Source organism: Pseudomonas iranensis (genome assembly GCF_014268585.2).
GTDB lineage: Bacteria > Pseudomonadota > Gammaproteobacteria > Pseudomonadales > Pseudomonadaceae > Aquipseudomonas > Aquipseudomonas iranensis.
Genome location: NZ_CP077092.1, coordinates 6,046,350 through 6,066,623 on the forward strand (window position 1 = coordinate 6,046,350; position 20,274 = coordinate 6,066,623).

At 60.6% G+C, this 20,274-nt stretch carries 23 protein-coding genes; 13 read left to right on the forward strand and 10 right to left on the reverse strand.

Going from position 1 to position 20,274, the window contains the following annotated elements; translation table 11 throughout:
• Positions 1–125 precede the first annotated feature (125 nt).
• Positions 126–1,520, forward strand: a complete 1,395-nt coding sequence (gene argH, locus HU724_RS27330) for an argininosuccinate lyase (protein WP_186569454.1) — start codon at positions 126–128, stop codon at positions 1,518–1,520.
• Between the two features lie 119 nt (positions 1,521–1,639).
• On the opposite strand, the gene HU724_RS27335 is transcribed toward argH, so the two are convergent.
• A complete protein-coding gene (locus tag HU724_RS27335) occupies positions 1,640–2,299 on the reverse strand; it encodes a glutathione S-transferase family protein (protein WP_186569455.1) in 660 nt (219 codons plus the stop codon).
• A gap of 123 nt (positions 2,300–2,422) precedes the next feature.
• On the opposite strand from HU724_RS27335, the gene HU724_RS27340 reads away from it, so the two are divergent.
• From HU724_RS27340 to HU724_RS27350, 3 genes are all read left to right on the forward strand, one after another.
• On the forward strand, positions 2,423–2,713 hold the full coding sequence (locus tag HU724_RS27340) for a hypothetical protein (RefSeq protein ID WP_122698690.1): 291 nt from the start codon (positions 2,423–2,425) through the stop codon (positions 2,711–2,713).
• 196 nt (positions 2,714–2,909) lie between these two features.
• Complete coding sequence (locus tag HU724_RS27345) at positions 2,910–3,155, forward strand: TIGR02647 family protein (RefSeq protein ID WP_016772594.1); 246 nt, start codon at positions 2,910–2,912, stop codon at positions 3,153–3,155.
• A 181-nt stretch (positions 3,156–3,336) separates the two neighbouring features.
• Entirely contained in the window at positions 3,337–6,180 is a 2,844-nt protein-coding gene (locus HU724_RS27350) for a class I adenylate cyclase (RefSeq protein ID WP_186569456.1), read from the forward strand.
• 9 nt (positions 6,181–6,189) lie between these two features.
• Here the strand turns inward: HU724_RS27350 and rnk are convergent, their stop codons facing one another.
• The 3 genes from rnk to cyaY form a co-directional block, all read right to left on the reverse strand.
• Complete coding sequence (gene rnk / locus HU724_RS27355; protein ID WP_133335724.1) at positions 6,190–6,609, reverse strand: nucleoside diphosphate kinase regulator; 420 nt, start codon at positions 6,607–6,609, stop codon at positions 6,190–6,192.
• Positions 6,610–6,867: 258 nt separating this feature from the next.
• Positions 6,868–7,086 (reverse strand): DUF1289 domain-containing protein, encoded by a 219-nt coding sequence (locus HU724_RS27360; RefSeq protein WP_122698693.1) that lies wholly within the window; start codon positions 7,084–7,086, stop codon positions 6,868–6,870.
• Positions 7,087–7,089: 3 nt separating this feature from the next.
• Entirely contained in the window at positions 7,090–7,422 is a 333-nt protein-coding gene (cyaY, locus tag HU724_RS27365; protein ID WP_041476930.1) for an iron donor protein CyaY, read from the reverse strand.
• 314 nt (positions 7,423–7,736) lie between these two features.
• Between cyaY and lptM the strand changes: the two genes are divergently transcribed.
• From lptM to HU724_RS27395, 6 genes are read left to right on the forward strand one after another with little or no spacing between them, the layout of a single operon-like run.
• Positions 7,737–7,907, forward strand: a complete 171-nt coding sequence (lptM, locus tag HU724_RS27370) for an LPS translocon maturation chaperone LptM (RefSeq protein ID WP_016772589.1) — start codon at positions 7,737–7,739, stop codon at positions 7,905–7,907.
• A 9-nt stretch (positions 7,908–7,916) separates the two neighbouring features.
• Positions 7,917–9,164 (forward strand): diaminopimelate decarboxylase, encoded by a 1,248-nt coding sequence (gene lysA, locus HU724_RS27375; protein ID WP_186569457.1) that lies wholly within the window; start codon positions 7,917–7,919, stop codon positions 9,162–9,164.
• A gap of 3 nt (positions 9,165–9,167) precedes the next feature.
• Entirely contained in the window at positions 9,168–9,998 is an 831-nt protein-coding gene (gene dapF / locus HU724_RS27380) for a diaminopimelate epimerase (RefSeq protein WP_016772587.1), read from the forward strand.
• A gap of 13 nt (positions 9,999–10,011) precedes the next feature.
• Positions 10,012–10,737: a DUF484 family protein gene (locus HU724_RS27385; protein WP_024014772.1), complete on the forward strand. Its 726-nt coding sequence runs from the start codon at positions 10,012–10,014 to the stop codon at positions 10,735–10,737.
• A gap of 2 nt (positions 10,738–10,739) precedes the next feature.
• On the forward strand, positions 10,740–11,639 hold the full coding sequence (gene xerC, locus HU724_RS27390; protein WP_024014773.1) for a tyrosine recombinase XerC: 900 nt from the start codon (positions 10,740–10,742) through the stop codon (positions 11,637–11,639).
• A complete protein-coding gene (locus tag HU724_RS27395) occupies positions 11,636–12,343 on the forward strand; it encodes an HAD family hydrolase (protein ID WP_071172133.1) in 708 nt (235 codons plus the stop codon). Before xerC ends, HU724_RS27395 begins: the two co-directional genes overlap by 4 nt.
• A 189-nt stretch (positions 12,344–12,532) precedes the next feature.
• Here HU724_RS27395 and sutA read toward each other — a convergent pair whose 3' ends face one another.
• The 4 genes from sutA to glnK all read right to left on the reverse strand — a co-directional run bounded on the left by sutA (position 12,533) and on the right by glnK (position 15,315).
• Positions 12,533–12,859, reverse strand: a complete 327-nt coding sequence (gene sutA / locus HU724_RS27400; protein WP_016772583.1) for a dormancy-specific transcriptional regulator SutA — start codon at positions 12,857–12,859, stop codon at positions 12,533–12,535.
• A 101-nt stretch (positions 12,860–12,960) separates the two neighbouring features.
• A complete protein-coding gene (locus tag HU724_RS27405) occupies positions 12,961–13,386 on the reverse strand; it encodes a secondary thiamine-phosphate synthase enzyme YjbQ (RefSeq protein WP_024014775.1) in 426 nt (141 codons plus the stop codon).
• Positions 13,387–13,601: 215 nt separating this feature from the next.
• Positions 13,602–14,939, reverse strand: coding sequence for an ammonium transporter (locus tag HU724_RS27410; protein WP_041476939.1), 1,338 nt, complete (start codon positions 14,937–14,939; stop codon positions 13,602–13,604).
• Positions 14,940–14,976: 37 nt separating this feature from the next.
• Positions 14,977–15,315, reverse strand: coding sequence for a P-II family nitrogen regulator (gene glnK / locus HU724_RS27415; RefSeq protein ID WP_002555808.1), 339 nt, complete (start codon positions 15,313–15,315; stop codon positions 14,977–14,979).
• Between the two features lie 394 nt (positions 15,316–15,709).
• Here glnK and HU724_RS27420 point away from each other — a divergent pair, with 394 nt between their 5' ends.
• A complete protein-coding gene (locus HU724_RS27420; protein ID WP_007920416.1) occupies positions 15,710–15,970 on the forward strand; it encodes an accessory factor UbiK family protein in 261 nt (86 codons plus the stop codon).
• Between the two features lie 212 nt (positions 15,971–16,182).
• Here HU724_RS27420 and HU724_RS27425 read toward each other — a convergent pair whose 3' ends face one another.
• Positions 16,183–16,452: a HigA family addiction module antitoxin gene (locus HU724_RS27425; protein WP_150793773.1), complete on the reverse strand. Its 270-nt coding sequence runs from the start codon at positions 16,450–16,452 to the stop codon at positions 16,183–16,185.
• A 252-nt stretch (positions 16,453–16,704) separates the two neighbouring features.
• On the opposite strand from HU724_RS27425, the gene HU724_RS27430 reads away from it, so the two are divergent.
• Both HU724_RS27430 and HU724_RS27435 read left to right on the forward strand, forming a co-directional pair.
• Positions 16,705–17,169: a hypothetical protein gene (locus HU724_RS27430; protein WP_186569458.1), complete on the forward strand. Its 465-nt coding sequence runs from the start codon at positions 16,705–16,707 to the stop codon at positions 17,167–17,169.
• A gap of 383 nt (positions 17,170–17,552) precedes the next feature.
• Positions 17,553–19,046, forward strand: a complete 1,494-nt coding sequence (locus HU724_RS27435; RefSeq protein WP_186569459.1) for a YifB family Mg chelatase-like AAA ATPase — start codon at positions 17,553–17,555, stop codon at positions 19,044–19,046.
• Here HU724_RS27435 and HU724_RS27440 read toward each other — a convergent pair.
• Positions 19,043–20,257 carry an aldose 1-epimerase family protein gene (locus tag HU724_RS27440; protein ID WP_186569460.1) on the reverse strand — a complete coding sequence of 405 codons (1,215 nt, stop codon included), beginning with the start codon at positions 20,255–20,257 and terminating at the stop codon, positions 19,043–19,045. The genes HU724_RS27435 and HU724_RS27440 overlap by 4 nt on opposite strands.
• Positions 20,258–20,274 lie beyond the last annotated feature (17 nt).

Here is a 20,274-nt window from a genome sequence, read left to right on the forward strand (position 1 = left end):
CGCCGGACATGTCTGACACATCCGCGAAAAAACGTATCGACCGGTGTCAGCGACAGGATTGGCAACCCTGTTATTATCCGCGCCAGCGTTTCACGCCATTTCTTCAAGCCGATACGAGCGAATTCATGAGCACTGACAAGACCAATCAGTCCTGGGGCGGCCGCTTCAGTGAACCCGTCGACGCCTTCGTCGCCCGCTTCACCGCCTCCGTCACTTTCGACCAGCGCCTGTATCGCCACGACATCATGGGCTCGATCGCCCACGCCACCATGCTGGCCAAGGTCGGCGTGCTGACCGATGCCGAGCGCGACAGCATCATCGATGGCCTGAGGACCATTCAGGGCGAAATCGAGGCCGGCCAGTTCGACTGGCGCGTCGACCTCGAAGACGTGCACATGAACATCGAAGCGCGCCTGACCGACCGTATCGGCGTCACCGGTAAAAAGCTCCACACCGGGCGCAGCCGCAACGACCAGGTCGCCACCGATATCCGCCTGTGGCTGCGCGATGAAATCGACCTGATCCTCGCCGAGATCACCCGCCTGCAAAAGGGCCTGCTGGAGCAAGCCGAGCGTGAGGCCGCGAGCATCATGCCGGGCTTTACCCACTTGCAGACCGCGCAGCCAGTGACTTTCGGGCACCACATGCTGGCCTGGTTCGAAATGCTCAGCCGCGACTACGAGCGTCTGGTCGACTGCCGCAAGCGCACCAACCGCATGCCGCTGGGCAGCGCCGCGCTGGCCGGCACGACCTACCCGATCGACCGCGAATACACCGCGCAACTGCTCGGCTTCGACGCCGTCGGCGGCAACTCGCTGGACAACGTTTCCGATCGCGACTTCGCCATCGAATTCTGCTCGGCCGCGAGCATCGCGATGATGCACCTGTCGCGTTTTTCCGAAGAGCTCGTGCTGTGGACCAGCGCGCAGTTCCAGTTCATCGATCTGCCGGACCGTTTCTGCACCGGCAGCTCGATCATGCCGCAAAAGAAAAACCCCGACGTGCCCGAGCTGGTACGCGGCAAGACCGGCCGTGTGTTCGGCGCGCTGATGGGCCTGCTGACCCTGATGAAAGGCCAGCCACTGGCCTACAACAAGGACAATCAGGAAGACAAGGAGCCGCTGTTCGACGCCGCCGACACCCTGCGCGATTCGCTGCGCGCGTTCGCCGACATGATCCCGGCGATCAAGCCGAAACACGCAATCATGCGTGAAGCGGCACTGCGCGGTTTCTCCACTGCGACTGACCTGGCGGATTATCTGGTGCGCCGTGGCCTGCCGTTCCGTGATTGCCACGAAATCGTTGGCCACGCGGTGAAGTATGGCGTCGACACCGGCAAGGATCTGGCCGAGATGAGCCTGGAAGAACTGCGTCAGTTCAGCGATCAGATCGAGCAGGACGTGTTTGCCGTGCTGACCCTCGAAGGCTCGGTGAATGCCCGCGACCATATCGGCGGGACTGCACCGGCGCAGGTCAAGGCTGCGGTGGCGCGCGGTCAGGCATTGCTGGCCAGCCGCTAGAAGCATCGCGGGCAAGCCCGCTCCCACAGGGTTCTTTGTGGAACACAATTTTGCGTTCGACCCATAGCCCTGTGGGAGCTGGCTTGCCAGCGATGACTGACTTCAGAGCGCTACAAAATTCACTTCTTGGCAGCAATCATCGCCAAAAACGCCGGCATCGCCGCGTCCTTGTCCGCCGCGATCTTCTGCACGTGCGGATTCTGCTCAAGCCGCTCCAGCAGCGCCTTCGCCTGCGGTATCTCGGCCAGCAGATCAATGCCGAACAACTTCTGCCCGACCGCACAGGCCAGCGGCACGCTGTAGAGGAAATACAGATCGGCAATGCTCAGGCTGTCACCCGCCACGTACGGGGCGAACTTGCCATGACGGCCCAGCGCGGCGAAGCCCAGCAACAGTTCAGTCCGGGTCTTCTCCTTGATCGGCTCCGGCAATGTCATACCGAAAAACGCCTCGCCATAGCAGGCACGCCCCGGCAACTCGATGTACAACTCGATCTCCTTGGCAATTGCCAATACCTGCGCGCGCTCGAACGGGTCGCTGGGCAGGAGTGGCGTGCCCTTTGGTGCTTGTTCGAGGTATTCGAGGATGATCGCGGTTTCGTTGATATAACCGGCGTCGACACCCAGCACCGGGACCTTGCCACGCGGACTGATTGCCAGTGACTCCGGTGTCTGCGTCGGGTAGAAGGTCACCTCTTCGAAGGGCAGGCCTTTTTCCAGCAGTGCCAGTTTGACCATGTTGTAGTAGTTGCTGACAGCGAATCCGTAGAGCTTGAACATCACAGAGCCTCCAGGCCGTGCGGGGTGGGCAGTGCCTGTTTATAGATCGCCGCGGCGTTTCCCGCCAGCAGCATCACGCCGCTGAATGCGGGTAAACTGGCGCCTTTCCCTGAGGAGCCTGCCATGAGCGAGCCGACAGATATCGTCAACGATGACGACGAAGAAGCATTCACCGAAGCGACCCTGATCGAAGCCATCGAGAACCAGATCGAAAGCGACAACCCGCCGGCGGCCAAGGCGACGTTGAACAAGCTGACTCTGGTCGGCATGGACCGTGAGGAGATCCTCAATCTGATGGCCCACGTGCTGGCTTTCGAAATTGACGCGATGCTCGATGAAGATCGCCCGTTCGACACCCAGTGGTACGAAGCAGCACTGCGCGCTTTGCCAGAGCTGCCACCGGAAAAGCAGTAACCACATCATTTCTGTGGGAGCGAGCAGGCTCGCTCCCACAAGGTTTGTTACGCATCCATCCAGCCATCTGCTGCCGCCCGACTACACTGGAATTCGCCTCAAGACAAAATCCCCTGATCCGAGCACTGGACATGCTGCACCAGCGGGTTCACCTTAGAGGCGCTGTCGTCCAATTCCTAGAAAGTCTGGAGTCCTTATGTCGCTTACCCCTGAGTTGGTTGCCGAACTGGAAGTCCTTGCACTCTTCAACCTGGACAGTTCCCAGGAAGGTCTGAAAATTCATCAGACTGCTGCCCCGAAACACATCGCTGCTGCCCAGCGCCTCTTTGAAAAAGAACTCACCGACCAGCCCGATGGCGGTTATCTGACCAGCCTCGGTCGCGATGCCGCGCAAAACGTGCAGACCGTACTGACGATTTTGAAAGAACAGGAAACCGCCTGATTTCTCTGACTTTGCCCACGGGAACTCCTGCCACGGGATTTCCGCGGGCTTGCCCGGTCTGCGTCGATAAAAATCTGCCGCCAAAAAACAAATTCAGCTTAAACGTCTTCCCGCGCAGCGGCTAAACTGCGGCCATTCCGAGACCCTCTACGTCCGAGCCTGCAAGCCGGTTTGAGCTGACATGACCCGCACCCACGAAATCCGCCCCGACCTGGACGAAGGCATCGACCGCAAGGTCCTCAGCCAACTGCGCGCACGTTTTCTCAAACTCAATGAAGGCCGCCTCGGCCGCGCACTTGAAGGTTTGTCGACGCGCCAGCAAAGCGTGCTGACGCTGTTGCCGCTGTTCTTCCACGTCAATCATCCGTTGCTGCCCGGCTATGTCTCGGGCAGTACGCCGGCGGGTCTCTCGAATTATGAGCCGGACGCCAATGCGCTGACCGAGGCGCAGCGCCTGACTCGCTCGTTCTCTTACAGGCCGCGCCATGGCAGTAACCCGCCGCGACCGATCCACGGCCTGTTCCTGATGGGCAGCCTTGGCACGCTGGCCCAGGCCGATCAGAGCGATATGGACGTGTGGGTCTGCCATGGGCCGGATCTGAGCGAAAGCGAGCTCGCCGAGCTGAGCAAGAAGTGCCAATTGCTGGAAGCCTGGGCTGCGAGCCAGGGTGCCGAAGCGCATTTCTTCCTGATCGACCCGGCGCGCTTCGTCAAAGGCGAACGCGATTCAGAGCTCAGTTCGGACAACTGCGGCAGCACCCAGCACTATCTGCTGCTCGACGAGTTTTATCGCACGGCGATCTGGCTGGCCGGGCGCACGCCGATCTGGTGGTTGGTGCCGGTCTATGAAGAAACAGCCTACGACGCCTACACCCACACGCTGCTGTCCAAACGTTTCATTCGCGCCGACGAAACCCTCGATCTCGGGCCGATGGCGACCATTCCGCCCGGGGAATTCATCGGCGCCGGATTGTGGCAGTTATTCAAAGGCATCGAGTCGCCCTACAAGTCAGTGCTCAAACTGCTGCTGACCGAGGTGTACGCCAGTGAACACCCGCACGTTCAGTGCCTGAGCCTGCGCTTCAAGAAAGCCGTGTTCGCCAATCAGCTCGATCTCGATGAGCTTGACCCGTACATGGTCGTGTACCGGCGTATCGAGGAATACCTGCTCGCCCGCAACGAACCGGAGCGTCTTGAACTGGTGCGCCGCGCGCTGTATCTGAAGGTCAACCGCAAGCTCACCGGCAACAGCCGCAGCCAGGGCTGGCAACGTGCACTGCTCGAACGCCTGGCTGGCGAGTGGCATTGGGATCAACGGCAACTGGCGCTGCTCGACAGCCGCAGTCAGTGGAAAGTCCGCCAGGTCAGCGCCGAGCGCCGCGCGCTGGTCAATGAACTCAACTACAGCTATCGCTTCCTGACCCAGTTCGCCCGCAGCGAACAGACTGTCAGTCTGATCAACAAGCGCGACCTCAATGTCCTCGGCAGGCGCCTGTACGCAGCGTTCGAGCGCAAGGCCGACAAGGTCGAGTTCATCAATCCGGGCATCGCCCCGGACCTGGCCGAAGACACCCTGACCCTGGTGCAGTCGCCGAACAAAAAAGAGCCGGGGCAGACCCAGTGGGGCCTGTACAACGGCAGCCTGACGGCGCTGGAGTGGGAACATTTCGCACCGATCAAGCGCAGTCGCGAGCTGCTTGAACTGCTGACCTGGTGCCACCGCAACGGCGTGATCGACAGCAGCACCCGCCTGGCCCTGCACCCGGGCACCAGCGACTTGAGCGAGTTCGAGCTGTTCAACCTGCTCGGCAGCCTGCAGCAGTGCATCGCCCTGCCCTTGTCCACCGTCGCCGAAGAGCCCTTGCTGCGTGCCGCTGTGCCCAGCGAAGTGCTGCTGCTGATCAACGTCGGCGTCGACCCGCTCAAGCATCACCGTGATCTGAACATCCTGATGACCACCGAACGCACCGACTCGCTGAGCTATGCCGGTGTGCGCGAGAACCTGGTGCTGACCCTCGATCAGGTCACGCTCAACAGCTGGAACGAAGTGCTGGTCAATCGTTTCGACGGCCCGCATGCGCTGCTCGATTGCCTGCGCGATTATCTCAACAACCTGCCGCGCGGCCCGGTGCAGCCGTCGCTGAAAGTGCGTTGCTTCTGCCACAACCGCGCGCAATTCATTGCCCGCCGCGTCGAGGAAATCGTCGACACCGCGCAGACCCTGTTGCTCAGTGACTTGAATCATCGCTACCTGATTCAGGTGCAGCAGCACTACCACGTGCTGGAGCTGGTGCCGGGTCAAGTCAACCATGTCGCCCTCGCCACCCTGCCGGCGCTGCTCGATTACCTGGGCGAAGAACAACCGCGTTACAGCCCGCTGCACCTCGACCCGATGGCACTGGAGGACCATGACCTGGCGCTGATCCTGCCGATGGGTCAGCCGGAGTGCATTCAGGTGTTCTACCGCATCAGCGAGCAGCAGGCCGAGCTGTACGTGCTGGATGAATTCAATGCGCTGTGGCAGCAGCAACTGCCGTACCACGACGAGCAGAGTCTGCTGGTGCCGCTGCAGCGTTTTCTGCAATCGATCCAGTACCGCCGTGAAGCGCAATTGCCGATGGACGGTGGCCCTGCGAGCAGCCCCGAGACTTTGTATTACCAGCTGTTGCCGTCAGGCCCGGGGCGCTCGCGCAGGGTCGAGACCCGGCCGGCACCGCAGACCCCGGTGAACAAACCGTTCTATGACGTACAGGCGATCATCGGTAAAGCCGCGCCCGGCGAAGTGCAGGTCACGCTGTATTGCAATCAGCGCGAATTCAGCGAGCTGGAGCATGGCGACCAGTTGTTCAGCGTGGTCGCCCGAGAGATCGTCGAGCAGCGCCGCGAGACCGAACGCTATCGCTGCTACATCACCGACCTCGACCTCTCGGGGTTGCTCGGTGACGGGCACAGTTCAAGCAATCTGTATCTGCGCTACAAGGCGGACCTGGAGCGCTCGTTGAATGAAGCGCTCGAACAGGTTTGAAGCGGGGAGTTATTCGGGAAAGGCGCCGCCGTTGACCGGTTGCGATTCCACTTCCAGCAAGGTCAGTTTCAGCGACTTGCCACCCGGGGCCGGCCAATCGATGTGCTGACCGACCTTCAGACCCAGCAGCGCACTGCCGACCGGCGCCAGAATGGAAATCTTGCCTTCATCGGCGTTGGCGTCCTTGGGATAGACCAGCGTCAGGTGGTAATCCTTGCCACTGCCTTCTTCGCGGCAATGCACACGGGAATTCATGGTCACGACATCGGCGGGCACTTCATCGTGGCCGACCACGGTATCGGCGCGATCCAGCTCGGTTTGCAGCGCAATCACGCCCGGCGCTGCCTGGTCTTTATCGCTCAGGTTGTCGATCAGGCGCTCCAGACGTTGCACGTCCAGACGGGTAAGGGTGATGGAAGGTGCGGTCATGATCCAGGCAGACTCCTTTCTTCTGCACAAAAAAAGCAAAACCCCGCCAAAAAAGACGGGGTTTTCACCGTGCCTCGGTGGTTTGAGGCGTTCGCGGACACTATCACAGCTCAAAAAACATACAAGTCACGCCCTTTTTTGCCTGGGCGAAACCCTTGTGGCGAGGGGATTTATCCCCGTTCGGCTGCGCAGCAGCCGTATAGATTTTGCGGCCGCTACGCGACCCAACGGGGATAATCCCCTCGCCACAATGGGGTATCAAACAGAATTTTGGCGGGCAGCAGCCTGCTGACAAATCACCCGGCGCCGTTGATCATCGGCCGAGCGCCATTCGCGAATGTCTTCGACGTGACGCGCGCAGCCGAGGCAGACTTTCTGCTCGTCCAGTCGACATACACCCGTGCACGGCGAAGGCACCGCCGGGCTGACGTTGCTGTAAAGCGGCTTCGGCGGGCGAACAGGCGCGGCATCCGTCACGAATCACAGACCTTCGAAATCGAATTCGGCGCCAGCCTGCTGCTTGACGAGGCGCTGAAGCATTTCGCCCAGCTGCTCTTCGCTCTTGTCGCACATCCAGCGCTCGCTTTCTTCGTCGTAGTCGAAGTGGAAGCCACCGGACACGGCCGCCAGCCACAGCTGACGCAATGGCTCCTGGCGGCTGAAGATCAGCTGCGAGCCGTTTTCGAACTTGACGGTCAAGACACCTGCCGAGCTTTCCAGATCGATGTCCAGATCGCTTTCGTCAAATATGTCTTCCAGTTTTTCCTGGGTTTCATCGACCAGATCGTGGAAACGGGCTTCGGACAAACTCATTGCGGCAACCTCAAAAATGTCTGATCAGGCTCAAGCGCCGAAAGATACGGACGCTGCCGGCCGATTGCAAAGATTAACGACCAAGCACCTGTCGGCCCATCCAGCACCGCCCCCGTGGGAGCGAGCCTGCTCGCGAAAGCGGTGTGTCAGGCAACGAGCCTGTTGAATTTGCCGACGCCTTCGCGAGCAGGCTCGCTCCCACAGGGATGATGCGCATCACAGGAGCCCCGCCGGACGGGAACCCCGTCGCATAGGCAAGCTGCCGGGTGGCCGGTATACTCCGGCGCAATTAACGCATTTTCAAGGATTTCGCCATGAAGCGCCTGATCTCTTCCCTTGCTGCGCTCGTCGCGGTTGCCTGCCTGGTTTCGGCCTGTGGTCAAAAAGGCCCGCTGTACCTGCCCGATGACGACCAGGACCCGGCCGAACAAGCCCAGTCTTCGCAGAAGCAGCCATCCAAGGCTCACAAGCACGACGTTTACTAAGGGATCGCCATGGACGCTTTTAACTACCGTGGCGGGGAACTGTTCGCGGAAGGTGTGGCGCTGTCCGCCATCGCCGACCGCTTCGGCACGCCCACCTATGTCTACTCGCGCGCGCACATCGAAGCGCAGTATCTGGCCTACGCCGATGCGCTGGCCGGCATGCCGCATCTGGTCTGCTTCGCGGTCAAAGCCAACTCCAACCTCGGTGTACTGAATGTCCTGGCCCGTCTCGGCGCCGGTTTCGACATCGTTTCCCGCGGCGAGCTGGAACGTGTACTGGCCGCAGGTGGCAACGCCGACAAGATCGTTTTCTCCGGCGTCGGCAAGACCCGTGACGACATGCGTCGCGCCCTCGAAGTCGGCGTGCACTGCTTCAACGTCGAATCCACCGACGAGCTCGAGCGCCTGCAAGTAGTCGCCGCCGAGCTGGGTGTTCGCGCCCCGGTTTCGCTGCGCGTGAACCCTGACGTCGATGCCGGCACCCACCCGTACATTTCCACCGGTCTGAAAGAGAACAAGTTCGGCATCGCCATTGCCGACGCCGAAGACGTGTACGTGCGCGCCGCGCATCTGCCGAACCTGGAAGTGGTCGGTGTCGACTGCCACATCGGTTCGCAACTGACCACGCTGCCGCCATTCATTGACGCCCTGGATCGCTTGCTCGATCTGGTCGACCGTCTGGGCGATTGCGGCATTCACCTGCGCCACATCGATCTCGGTGGCGGCCTGGGCGTGCGTTATCGCGATGAAGAGCCGCCGCTGGCTGCCGACTACATCAAAGCCGTGCGCGAGCGTCTCGACGGGCGTGATCTGGCGCTGGTGTTCGAACCGGGTCGTTTCATCGTTGCCAATGGCGGCGTGCTGCTGACGCAGGTCGAATACCTCAAGCACACCGAGCACAAGGATTTTGCCATCGTTGACGCGGCGATGAACGACCTGATCCGCCCGGCGCTGTATCAGGCGTGGATGGACGTCACCGCGGTGAAACCGCGCGACAGTGCTGCACGCAAGTACGACATCGTCGGCCCGATCTGCGAAACCGGCGACTTCCTCGCCAAGGATCGCGAGCTGGCGCTGGAAGAAGGCGACTTGCTGGCAGTGCATTCGGCCGGTGCCTACGGTTTCGTCATGAGCTCCAACTACAACACTCGCGGCCGTGCCGCTGAAGTGCTGGTGGATGGTGATCAGGTTTTTGAAGTGCGTCGCCGCGAAACCGTGGCCGAGCTGTTTGCCGGCGAAAGCCTGCTGCCGGAGTAACCCATGCTGCTGCGTTTTACCAAAATGCACGGCCTGGGCAACGACTTCATGGTCCTCGACCTGGTCAGCCAGCACGCGCACATTCAGCCCAAACACGCCAAGCAATGGGGCGATCGCCACACCGGGATCGGTTTCGACCAGTTGCTGATCGTCGAAGCACCGAGTAACCCGGATGTGGATTTCCGCTACCGGATCTTCAATTCCGACGGTTCGGAAGTGGAGCAGTGCGGCAACGGTGCGCGCTGCTTCGCCCGCTTCGTGCTCGACAAGCGTCTGACCGCCAAACGGCAGATCCGCGTCGAGACCAAGGGCGGCATCATCGAGCTGGACGTGCGTAACGACGGCCAGATCGGCGTGAACATGGGCGCGCCGCGCCTGGTGCCGGCAGACATTCCATTCCAGGCGCCAGCGCAGGCCAGCAGCTATTCGCTGGACGTCGATGGCACCACGGTCGAACTGGCCGCCGTGTCGATGGGCAATCCCCATGCGGTGATCCGCGTGGACGACATCAACAGCGCACCGGTGCATGAGCTGGGGCCGAAGATCGAGCACCATCCGCGCTTTCCGGCGCGGGTCAATGTCGGCTTCCTTCAGGTCATCGACCGCCATCGCGCGCAACTGCGTGTTTGGGAACGCGGCGCCGGGGAAACCCAGGCCTGCGGCACCGGCGCCTGTGCGGCGGCGGTGGCAGCCATCAGTCAGGGGTGGATGGATTCGCCGCTGTTGATCGACCTGCCCGGCGGGCGTCTGTCCATCGAGTGGGCCGGCCCGGGCGAACCGGTGTTGATGACCGGTCCGGCAGTGCGTGTATACGAAGGACAAGTGCGTCTTTGAGCGAGCAGAAATCATGACCGACAAGCCACAGGTACCCGCCCGACCAGTCGACGAATCAGCGTCAGAGAGCCTTGAGGCGGCCGCGGTTGCCGCCTACCTGGAGGCTCATCCGGACTTCTTCGTCGAGCACGAAGAGCTGCTGCCGTCGCTGCGCATTCCGCACCGACGCGGCGACACCGTGTCGCTGGTCGAGCGGCAGATGACCATCCTGCGCGACCGCAATATCGAGATGCGCCATCGCCTTTCGCATCTGATGGACGTGGCCCGCGACAACGATCGCCTGTTCGAAAAAACCCGCCGACTGATCCTCGCGCTGATGGATGCATCGACCCTGGAAGACGTGGTCATCAGCGTTGAAGACAGCCTGCGTCAGGATTTCCAGGTGCCCTTCGTCAGCCTGATCCTGCTCGGCGACAACCCGGCCCCGGTCGGCCGCTGGGTTACCCACGCCGATGCGCAAACCGCGATCGGTGGCCTGCTCACCGAAGGCAAAAGTGTCAGCGGCAGCCTGCGTGAACATGAGCTGGATTTTCTCTTCGGCGAAGAACAGCGCCAGCAGATCGGCTCGACCGCCGTGGTTGCCGTCAGCCATCAGGGCATTCACGGCATTCTGGCCATCGCCAGCCGTGACCCGCAGCATTACAAGAGTTCGGTCGGCACCCTGTTCCTGAGCTACATCGCCGAGGTCATGGGCCGCGTGCTGCCACGGGTCAACAGCTCGCTGCGCTCGGTACGCTGACCATGGAACGACAACTGGACGCCTACTGCGAACATCTGCGCAGTGAGCGACAGGTGTCGCCGCACACCCTGTCGGCTTATCGCCGCGACCTCGATAAAGTCCTCGGCTGGTGCATCAAGCAGAACATCGGCAGCTGGGCCGCGCTGGATATCCAGCGCCTACGCAGCCTGATTGCCCGATTGCATGCGCAAGGCCAGTCCTCGCGCAGCCTCGCCCGCCTGCTCTCGGCGGTGCGCGGGCTCTATCACTATTTGAATCGCGAAGGCCTGTGCGACCACGACCCGGCCACCGGCCTGGCCCCGCCGAAAGGCGAACGGCGTCTGCCGAAGACTCTCGATACTGACCGCGCCCTGCAATTGCTGGAAGGTGCGGTCGAGGACGATTTTCTCGCCCGGCGCGATCAGGCGATTCTCGAGCTGTTCTATTCCTCTGGCCTGCGCCTGTCCGAGCTCACCGGGCTCAATCTCGATCAACTCGACCTCGCCGACGGCATGGTTCAGGTGCTCGGCAAGGGCAGCAAGACCCGGCTGTTGCCGGTTGGCACCAAGGCCCGCGAAGCCTTGGAACACTGGTTGCCGCTTAGAGCCATGACCAACCCGGCGGACGATGCGGTGTTTGTCAGCCAGCAAGGTCGGCGTCTCGGCCCCCGGGCGATTCAGGTGCGGGTCAAACTGGCTGGCGAGCGCGAGCTGGGGCAGAACCTGCATCCGCACATGCTCCGGCACTCGTTCGCCAGCCATTTGCTCGAGTCTTCGCAGGATCTGCGCGCGGTGCAGGAATTGCTCGGCCACTCCGATATCAAAACCACGCAGATCTATACCCACCTCGACTTCCAGCATCTGGCGGCGGTCTACGACAGCGCCCATCCCCGGGCCAAACGCATGAAAGGCGATGATTCATGAGCATTCAGTTGATCACCTTCGACCTCGACGACACCCTGTGGGATACCGCGCCGGTGATCGCCAGCGCTGAGACCGTGTTGCGCGAATGGCTGAGCGAGCATGCGTCGAATCTGGGCGCGGTGCCGGTGGAGCATTTGTGGTCGATTCGCGAGCGAGTGCTGGCGGGCGAACCGGGCCTCAAACACCGCATCAGCGCGCTGCGCCGACGTGTGCTGCTCCATGCGCTGGAAGAAGCCGGGTATGCCCACGGCGAGGCGTCGGAGCTGGCTGACAAGGCTTTTGAAGTGTTCCTGCATGCGCGGCATCAGATCGAAGTGTTCCCGGAAGTCGAGCCGCTGCTGGAGCTGCTCGCCAATCACTACGCCCTCGGCGTGGTCACCAATGGCAATGCCGACGTGCGTCGACTGGGGCTGGCGGATTACTTCAAGTTCGCCTTGTGCGCCGAAGACATCGGCATCGCCAAACCGGATGCGCGGCTGTTTCATGAAGCGTTGCAGCGCGGTGGTGTAAGCCCCGCAGCGGCGGTGCATGTCGGCGATCATCCTGGCGATGACATTGCCGGCGCTCAGCAGGCAGGCTTGCGCGCGGTGTGGTTCAACCCGACGGGCAAGGTCTGGGAAGCGGAGCGCTTGCCGGATGCGGAGATTCGCAGCCTGACCGAATTGCCCGCCGTGCTCTCCCGCTGGAATGCTTCCTCGAACTGATCTACAGCCCTGTGGGAGCGAGCCTGCTCGCGAATGCGGTGTGTCATCCAACATGTATGTCGGCTGACATGCCCTCTTCGCGAGCAGGCTCGCTGCCACCGGGGACTGCATTTGTTTTCAACGCATTTATTCCAGGCATGAAAAAGCCCGCAGCGACGGCGGGCTTTTTCAGCAAGCGAGCGACGCGCCTCAGATAGGGCGGCTGCCGTACTTGTTGTCCGGCTTCTTGGGCGGATCGGCGACCACGTTGGCCTCCACTTCCTGCACCTTGCCGCCGCGCGCAAGGAATTCTTCCATGGCCTTGGCCAGGGCGTCACGCTCCTTGTTCTTGGCTTCGATGCTCGGCAACTCGTCGACCGAGACCGCAGCCTTGGCTTTGCCTTTGGCAGCCGGGGCCGGCGTGTCGTCACCGCCATCATCTTCGGCAACGTCTTCCGCTGCCGCTTCCAGGCCTTCCTCGGCCTCGTCTTCGTCGCCTACTTCGAGGTCGTCGTTTTCCAGATCATCGTCGCTCATGTTCTACCTCATGACTTGCCAAAAGCAGATTAGTTATAGACCAGCTTTGGCGACTGTCGAAGCCGCCGTTGAAAAATCTTCTGCCGCTGCCCGGCAGCGGCTCATGCCTGTTCACCGTGCAAGGTTGCGAGGACTTTACGCGCACCGCCATGATCACGGTGCTCGCCCAGATAAATCCCTTGCCAGGTACCCAGGGCCAGCCGTCCAGCCGCAACCGGCAGACTGATCTGGCAACCAAGCACGCTGGCCTTGAAGTGCGCCGGGAGATCATCCGGGCCTTCGTCGTTGTGCTCGTAGCCGTCCGTTCCTTGTGGGATCAGACGATTGAAAAATCGTTCGAAGTCGCGACGAACTGCCGGATCGGCGTTCTCGTTGATGGTCAACGACGCCGACGTGTGCTGCAGCCACAAATGCAACAGACCGACCCGACAGGTCTTGAGTTCAGGCAAGCCTGCGAGCAACTCGTCCGTCACTAGATGAAAGCCCCGGGGCCTTGCCCGCAGGGTTATCAGAGTCTGTTGCCACATACAGTTCTCCGCTCGTTCGGGGCGCATTCTAGCGTGCTCTGAAAAAAAACAAAGGCCCTAATATTCCTGCAGCGATGTAAGCGATTGCCCGCAGAAAAAGCCTCGTCGTAAAGACGACCAAAGCCGTAAGAAAAATCCTTTCAGCCGCTCCCTGAATGACAAATCCCGGACAAAAAAATGCCCGGCGAACCGGGCAATTTTTTTATCGCGCGTACTTACAGGTTGTAGCCGCGTTCGTTGTGTTGTGCCAGATCGAGGCCGACCGACTCTTCTTCCTCGGTTACGCGCAGACCCATGACGGCGTCCAGCACCTTGAGGATGATGAAGGTGACGATCGCGGTGTAGATCACCGTGAAGCCGACGCCTTTGATCTGAATCCAGACCTGCGCGCCGATGTCAGTCACGGTGCCGAAGCCGCCCAGTGCCGGTGCGGCAAACACACCGGTGAGGATCGCGCCGAGGATACCGCCGATACCGTGCACGCCGAAGGCGTCCAGGGAATCGTCATAGCCGAGTTTGCGCTTCAGGGTGGTGGCGCAGAAGAAGCACACCACGCCTGCGGCCAGACCGATCACCAGTGCACCCATCGGGCCGACGGTGCCAGCGGCCGGGGTGATCGCGACCAGACCGGCGACCACACCCGAAGCAATGCCCAGCGCGCTTGGCTTGCCGTGGGTGACCCACTCGGCAAACATCCAGCCCAGTGCGGCAGCGGCAGTGGCGATCTGGGTAACCAGCATGGCCATACCGGCAGTGCCGTTGGCAGCGGCAGCGGAACCGGCGTTGAAGCCGAACCAGCCGACCCACAGCATCGCCGCGCCCATCAGCGTGTAGCCGAGGTTGTGCGGAGCCATTGGTGTGGTCGGGAAGCCTTTGCGCTTGCCCAGTACCAGGCACGCGACCAGACCGGCGATACCGGCGTTGATGTGCACCACGGTGCCGCCAGCGAAGTCGAGCACGCCCCAGTCCCACATCAGGCCGCCGTTACCGGACCAGACCATGTGCGCGATCGGTGCATAAACCAGAGTGAACCAGATGCCCATGAAGATCAGCATCGCGGAGAACTTCATGCGCTCGGCGAACGCACCGACTATCAGCGCCGGGGTGATGATCGCGAAGGTCATCTGGAAGGTAATGAACACCGCCTCAGGGAACAGCGCCGCCGGGCCGGTGATGCTCGAAGGCGTGACACCGGCGAGGAACGCCTTGCCCATGCCGCCGAAGAACGAATTGAAGTTGACGACGCCCTGTTCCATGCCGGTAGTGTCGAAGGCAATGCTGTAGCCATAAATGACCCACAGGATGCTGATCAGACCGGTAATGGCGAAGCACTGCATCAGCACGGAAAGAATGTTTTTCGAGCGAACCATGCCGCCGTAGAACAGCGCCAGGCCCGGGATCGTCATGAACAGCACGAGTGCCGTCGAGGTGAGCATCCAGGCGGTGTCGCCGGAATTGAGGACTGGCGCTGCCACTTCGTCTGCCGCCATGGCGATGCCGGGCATTACGATGGACAACAGGGCGCCTAGCCCTGCGAATTTACGCAGAGTCATATTGTTTTCTCCTGGGGCGTTGGGTTTGTGGCGGCGCTTAGATCGCGTCGGTATCGGTTTCGCCGGTACGGATGCGGATCGCCTGTTCCAGATTGACCACGAAGATCTTGCCGTCACCGATCTTGCCGGTGTTGGCCGCTTTGGTTATCGCCTCGATAACCCGATCCAGATCCTTGTCGTCGATGGCCACGTCGATTTTCACCTTGGGCAGAAAATCGACCACATATTCCGCGCCGCGATACAGCTCGGTGTGACCCTTCTGCCGGCCGAAGCCTTTGACTTCAGTGACGGTAATGCCCTGCACGCCGATTTCGGACAGCGACTCGCGCACGTCGTCCAACTTGAACGGCTTGATGATGGCAGTGACTAGCTTCATGAAACTCTCTCCCGAATTGGTGGACTTGCCCCAGGAAAACAAACCCGTCTCAAGTCTAAGCGCAGTGCCTGGCTTTGTAACGCATCGTTGACGCCAGCTAACCGCATCAGACGAAACTCCCCGCTTCGTCTGCCGCACTGCATTCGTCACAGCGACTGCATCAGTGCATGGGTCGAGGGTGACTAAGCAGAAACCTTGCCAGCTCGGCAAAAACCCTGCATTTCAATCCCTTGGCCCCTGTTGCACGCGCTCGTGCAGAAAAGCTTTTGCCGATACGCACAACAACGGTGCGCCACCGTCCGTCCCCCTGCGCGAAAAGCGTGCATCCGTGCAACGGAATTGACTATAGACACTGCGTGATACACTGCCGGCCATTGTTTCCAGGACATTTCCCATGCTCGCGCCCAAAGACTTCCTCGACGCCCTGAGCGGCACCGCCTCCCGCCTGTTCAGCGGCGACACGCCACTGCCGAAAGCCGAAATCGAAAGCCAGTTCAAGATGCTGCTGCAAAGTGCCTTCAGCAAACTCGATCTGGTCAGCCGGGAAGAGTTTGATAGTCAGATGGTGGTGTTGGCTCGCACGCGCGCCCGCCTCGAAAGCCTCGAAGCCAAGGTTGCCGAGATGGAAGCGAAGCTGACACCGCCCGCGGAATAATTCGCGCCCCCTGTAGGGGCTGCCGAAGGCTGCGATCTTTTGATCTATAGACCTTCAACCATCCCCGCAACGTCCTACAACCTTTATGACCGCCGTCCGATTGCGCCAAAAAGCCCAGGTTTCTAAGCTCATCTGATACTGAATGTTCAGCAGAGGGTTTGGCGACCAGGGCAGGGCCATGGTGGAAAAGGGCTTCGCGGATGCTGCAATCGCTATAAACCCGCATGCCGGAGCTGGGCCCTGCGCAAATCGTAAGTCGATTGGAGATTCATCCAGAACTCAGGCGTAGTGTTGAGATGAGTGGCAAGGCTGATTGCCAGATCGGCGCAGATCCTGAGCTGGCATTTCACAAGCTTTTCGATCTCACTTTCGGGCCAGTTCGTGGGCATGGCCAGATCCATGACAGTCATGCCCAACGGCTCCATGAACTCTTTATTCAGAACCTCGCCCGGATGAATCGGGCGCATACCATTGCGGTTCATTTTTCGCCTCCAGAGGCTGCGTTGAGTGACCAAACTGGAGCATCCGATTCAGGAAAACAAGACCATCAAAACCGTTTGGCCGGCGTCCTACAACTAATAGGGCATAACCCTACGAGAATCAGCGTCTGCGCCTGATTCCGTGAGTTCTTGGCTGTGATTAGGCTGGTGGCTTTCGCCTGCGCTGGTCGATCCTATTCGTCGAGTTCCAGGCGATACACATTGATCGCCAGACACTCTGGTTCTGGATCCCTCTTGTCTCATTTGCTCAAGCTCAAAGAAAACACGCTGGTTCAGCATCCAGATGGTGGTTACATCTTTGGCACGATCCCCGATATGCCAAAATTCGGCTTGCCAGGCGGGAAGATTTATCTGCGGGTAGGTATTCACCGTCGAGCGAATAGTGGTTTTGGCGTAGTGCACATTTGGGAAGCCCATAGTGCCGATTTGCTCAAGCATGGTTGCCAGACTGCCGATGGGGTAACAGCGATTGTTGCGAAAATGATCGTCCCGGGGGCACAAATCTATTGTGAGTTCAAAGAACAGCGATGTGGAAACAGGGTCGCGGTACTGAGGACATCTATGGGAACACTGATTCTTGAACCGCGACACGAGCGCGCCACAGGATTTGGTTACTTCGTGGTGACTTGGTACCCGCAAAAACGTGCACATGGCACGTTAGTGGGGCAGATACCACGAGCACCACCAAATCAGAAATAAAAAAAGGCGTCCGATGGACGCCTTTTAAGTATTTTTTGAGGAGTAGTCGCAGCGATTCTTTAGCTCCTGGCTTTACGGCCTTGGGTTCAGAATCCGACAGGCTAGCCCGTCGTCACTACTTCAGAGAAACCAGCTTTCTCTGCTGCCAAAAATGCGGGGGAGCTTTTGCTGGTGCCCAGTCCCGACGAATGCGCAGTTGCAGTCCTCGAACGGGATGATCCGTCAATGCCGGTCGAGAGTCAACGGTCCAATTCAGGCAAGCAATGACAGCCCATCGGGTCTTGATACGTCTTGTAAACCTCTATTTCAGCACTGAAACCCGGCTCAACTACCCTTCAAAAACCCGCAGGAAGCGGCTCCCCGATTCAGCTCAAGGAACGACCATGTCCCTCTCCATTGTCCACAGTCGCGCCCAGATTGGCGTGGAAGCCCACGCTGTTACCGTCGAAGTTCATCTGGCCAACGGTCTTCCCTCGCTGACCATGGTCGGCCTGCCTGAAGCGGCGGTGAAGGAGAGCAAGGATCGGGTGCGCAGCGCGATCATCAATTCCGGGCTGCAATTTCCGGCGCGGCGGATCACCTTGAATCTGGCGCCGGCGGATCTGCCCAAGGATGGCGGGCGCTTCGATCTGGCGATTGCTTTGGGGATTCTGTCGGCCAGTGTGCAGGTGCCCTGTCTGACCCTGGACGAGGTGGAATGTCTGGGTGAATTGGCATTGTCCGGTGCCGTGCGGCCGGTGCGTGGCGTGCTGCCGGCGGCACTGGCGGCGCGCAAGGCCGGGCGGGCGTTGGTGGTGCCTCGAGCGAATGCGGAAGAGGCGTGCCTGGCTTCGGGGCTGAAAGTGTTCGCAGTCGATCACTTGCTGGAAGCGGTGGCGCATTTCAATGGGCACACGCCGGTCGAGCCTTACGTTTCCGATGGTTTGATGCACGCTGCCAAGCCCTATCCCGACCTCAACGAAGTGCAGGGTCAAACAGCCGCAAAGCGCGCACTGCTGATTGCCGCAGCGGGGGCGCACAATTTGTTGTTCAGCGGGCCACCGGGAACCGGAAAGACGCTGCTGGCCAGTCGTCTGCCGGGATTACTGCCGCCGCTTTCCGAATGCGAGGCGCTGGAAGTGGCAGCGATTCAATCGGTCGCCAGCGGGGTTCCCTTGACTCACTGGCCGCAGCGGCCGTTCAGGCAACCGCACCATTCGGCTTCAGGGCCGGCATTGGTCGGTGGCAGCTCGAAACCGCAACCCGGCGAAATCACCCTCGCCCACCATGGCGTACTGTTTCTCGATGAGTTGCCGGAGTTTGATCGCAAGGTTCTGGAAGTGCTGCGCGAGCCCTTGGAGTCCGGGCATATCGTCATCGCTCGGGCCAAGGATCGCGTGCGTTTCCCCGCACGGTTTCAATTGGTGGCAGCGATGAATCCGTGTCCCTGTGGATATCTTGGCGAACCCAGCGGCAAATGCTCGTGCACACCGGACATGGTCCAGCGCTATCGCAACAAGCTGTCAGGGCCGCTGCTGGACCGGATCGATCTGCACCTGACCGTGGCGCGGGAGGCAACCGCGTTGAATCCGGCAGCCAAGCCCGGCGAAAACAGCGCCAGCGCTGCGGCGTTGGTGGCCGAAGCGCGGGAGCGCCAGCAGAAACGTCAGGGCTGTGCCAATGCCTTTCTCGACCTGCCGGGGTTGAAGCGCCACTGCACGTTATCCACAGCCGACGAGAAATGGCTGGAGGCGGCCTGCGAGCGATTGATCTTGTCGCTGCGCTCGGCGCATCGCCTGCTCAAGGTCGCGCGCACGCTGGCGGATCTTGAACAGGCCGATGCGATTACCCGCGAGCATCTGGCCGAGGCACTGCAATACCGGCCGGCGACACCTTAATGCTCAGTCAGATCAACCAGCGGTGCCTGACGCACTTCAGTGTCGCGCCCGGCCTGAATCTCGGTCACGCGCTTCAAAGCGTTATCCACAGCCACCTTGTCCGCGAGGAGGCTGTAGCTGATCTGGAACTGTTTATGTTCTTTCGGCGCAATGGTCGGCACCAGATTCAACGGCCGCTGATAGCGACGGTTGTAGGAAAAACTGGTTCCCGGCTCCAGCCCGGTGACGTAGCCCTGCCCTTGGGTGTCGGTGTTTTTCCACAGCGAAAACACTGGCAGCTGCTGAGTGTTGAAGCCAACGGATACGCCGAGGCTACCGGCCTTGTTGTGCAGCACGGTGAGGGTGTCACCCTTGGGGTCCGCATACGGCACGACGTTGTAGACAGTTTCGTCGTAGTCCTTGGTTGGCCCGCGATAGGTCTGCCAGTCGGGCAGATCTCCCTTGGCCTTGTCGTTGAACGGCGAAACCTGCTTAACCGGCGCAGCGAATTTTGCCCCTTGCTCAAGAAACGGCGTGCTGAAATTGCTGTGATACAGCGCCTGATATTCCTTCGCATAGTCGCCGTTGTTGGTCAGGGTGTCGTTGAGGGCGAAGCTGGCGCTGCCCGGTTCGGTGACCAGTTCGGTCGCTACCGAGAAATCGACTTTCTTGAATGCCTGCTCTTTCAGCTCGCCACGCAGCGTGATGGCATACGGCGGCTTCTCGTCGATGTGCAAAGTGACGGTGCTGGCCGGGATGTTGGCGGCGCGACCGTGCAAGGTCAGCAATTCGCCGTTGTCCATGCCGGGATGGCCAACCCACTCATAACCGCAACGGGTCACCAGCTCATTGAAACCTTCGAGCCAGCCCAGGCCACCGCGACCGTTGAGTTCGATGAACGCCGGGTTGACCACGTCCTTGACCGGCGAATCCCAGCCCATCCGCACGTCGCCCACCGAAGCCTGCAACACATTCATGCCACGGGTCGGCACGACCGACAGCTTCATCGTGCCGTTATCGATATCGACAATGCTGACGCCCTCCTGACGACCGCCATGCAGGGTACGCAGGGTCACGGAAAACGGTTTGGCGGTTTTTACGCCGAGTTGCTCGCTGGTGATCGTCCAGTTTTTTGCCGGAGTATTGGCGTCGAGCAGGACATAGTCCCAGGCCATGGCATGAGAAGCGGCAGAGAACGCGCCGAGGGCGACGAGGAGTTTGAGCGGGGTCATGGCAGCAGCCTTTATTG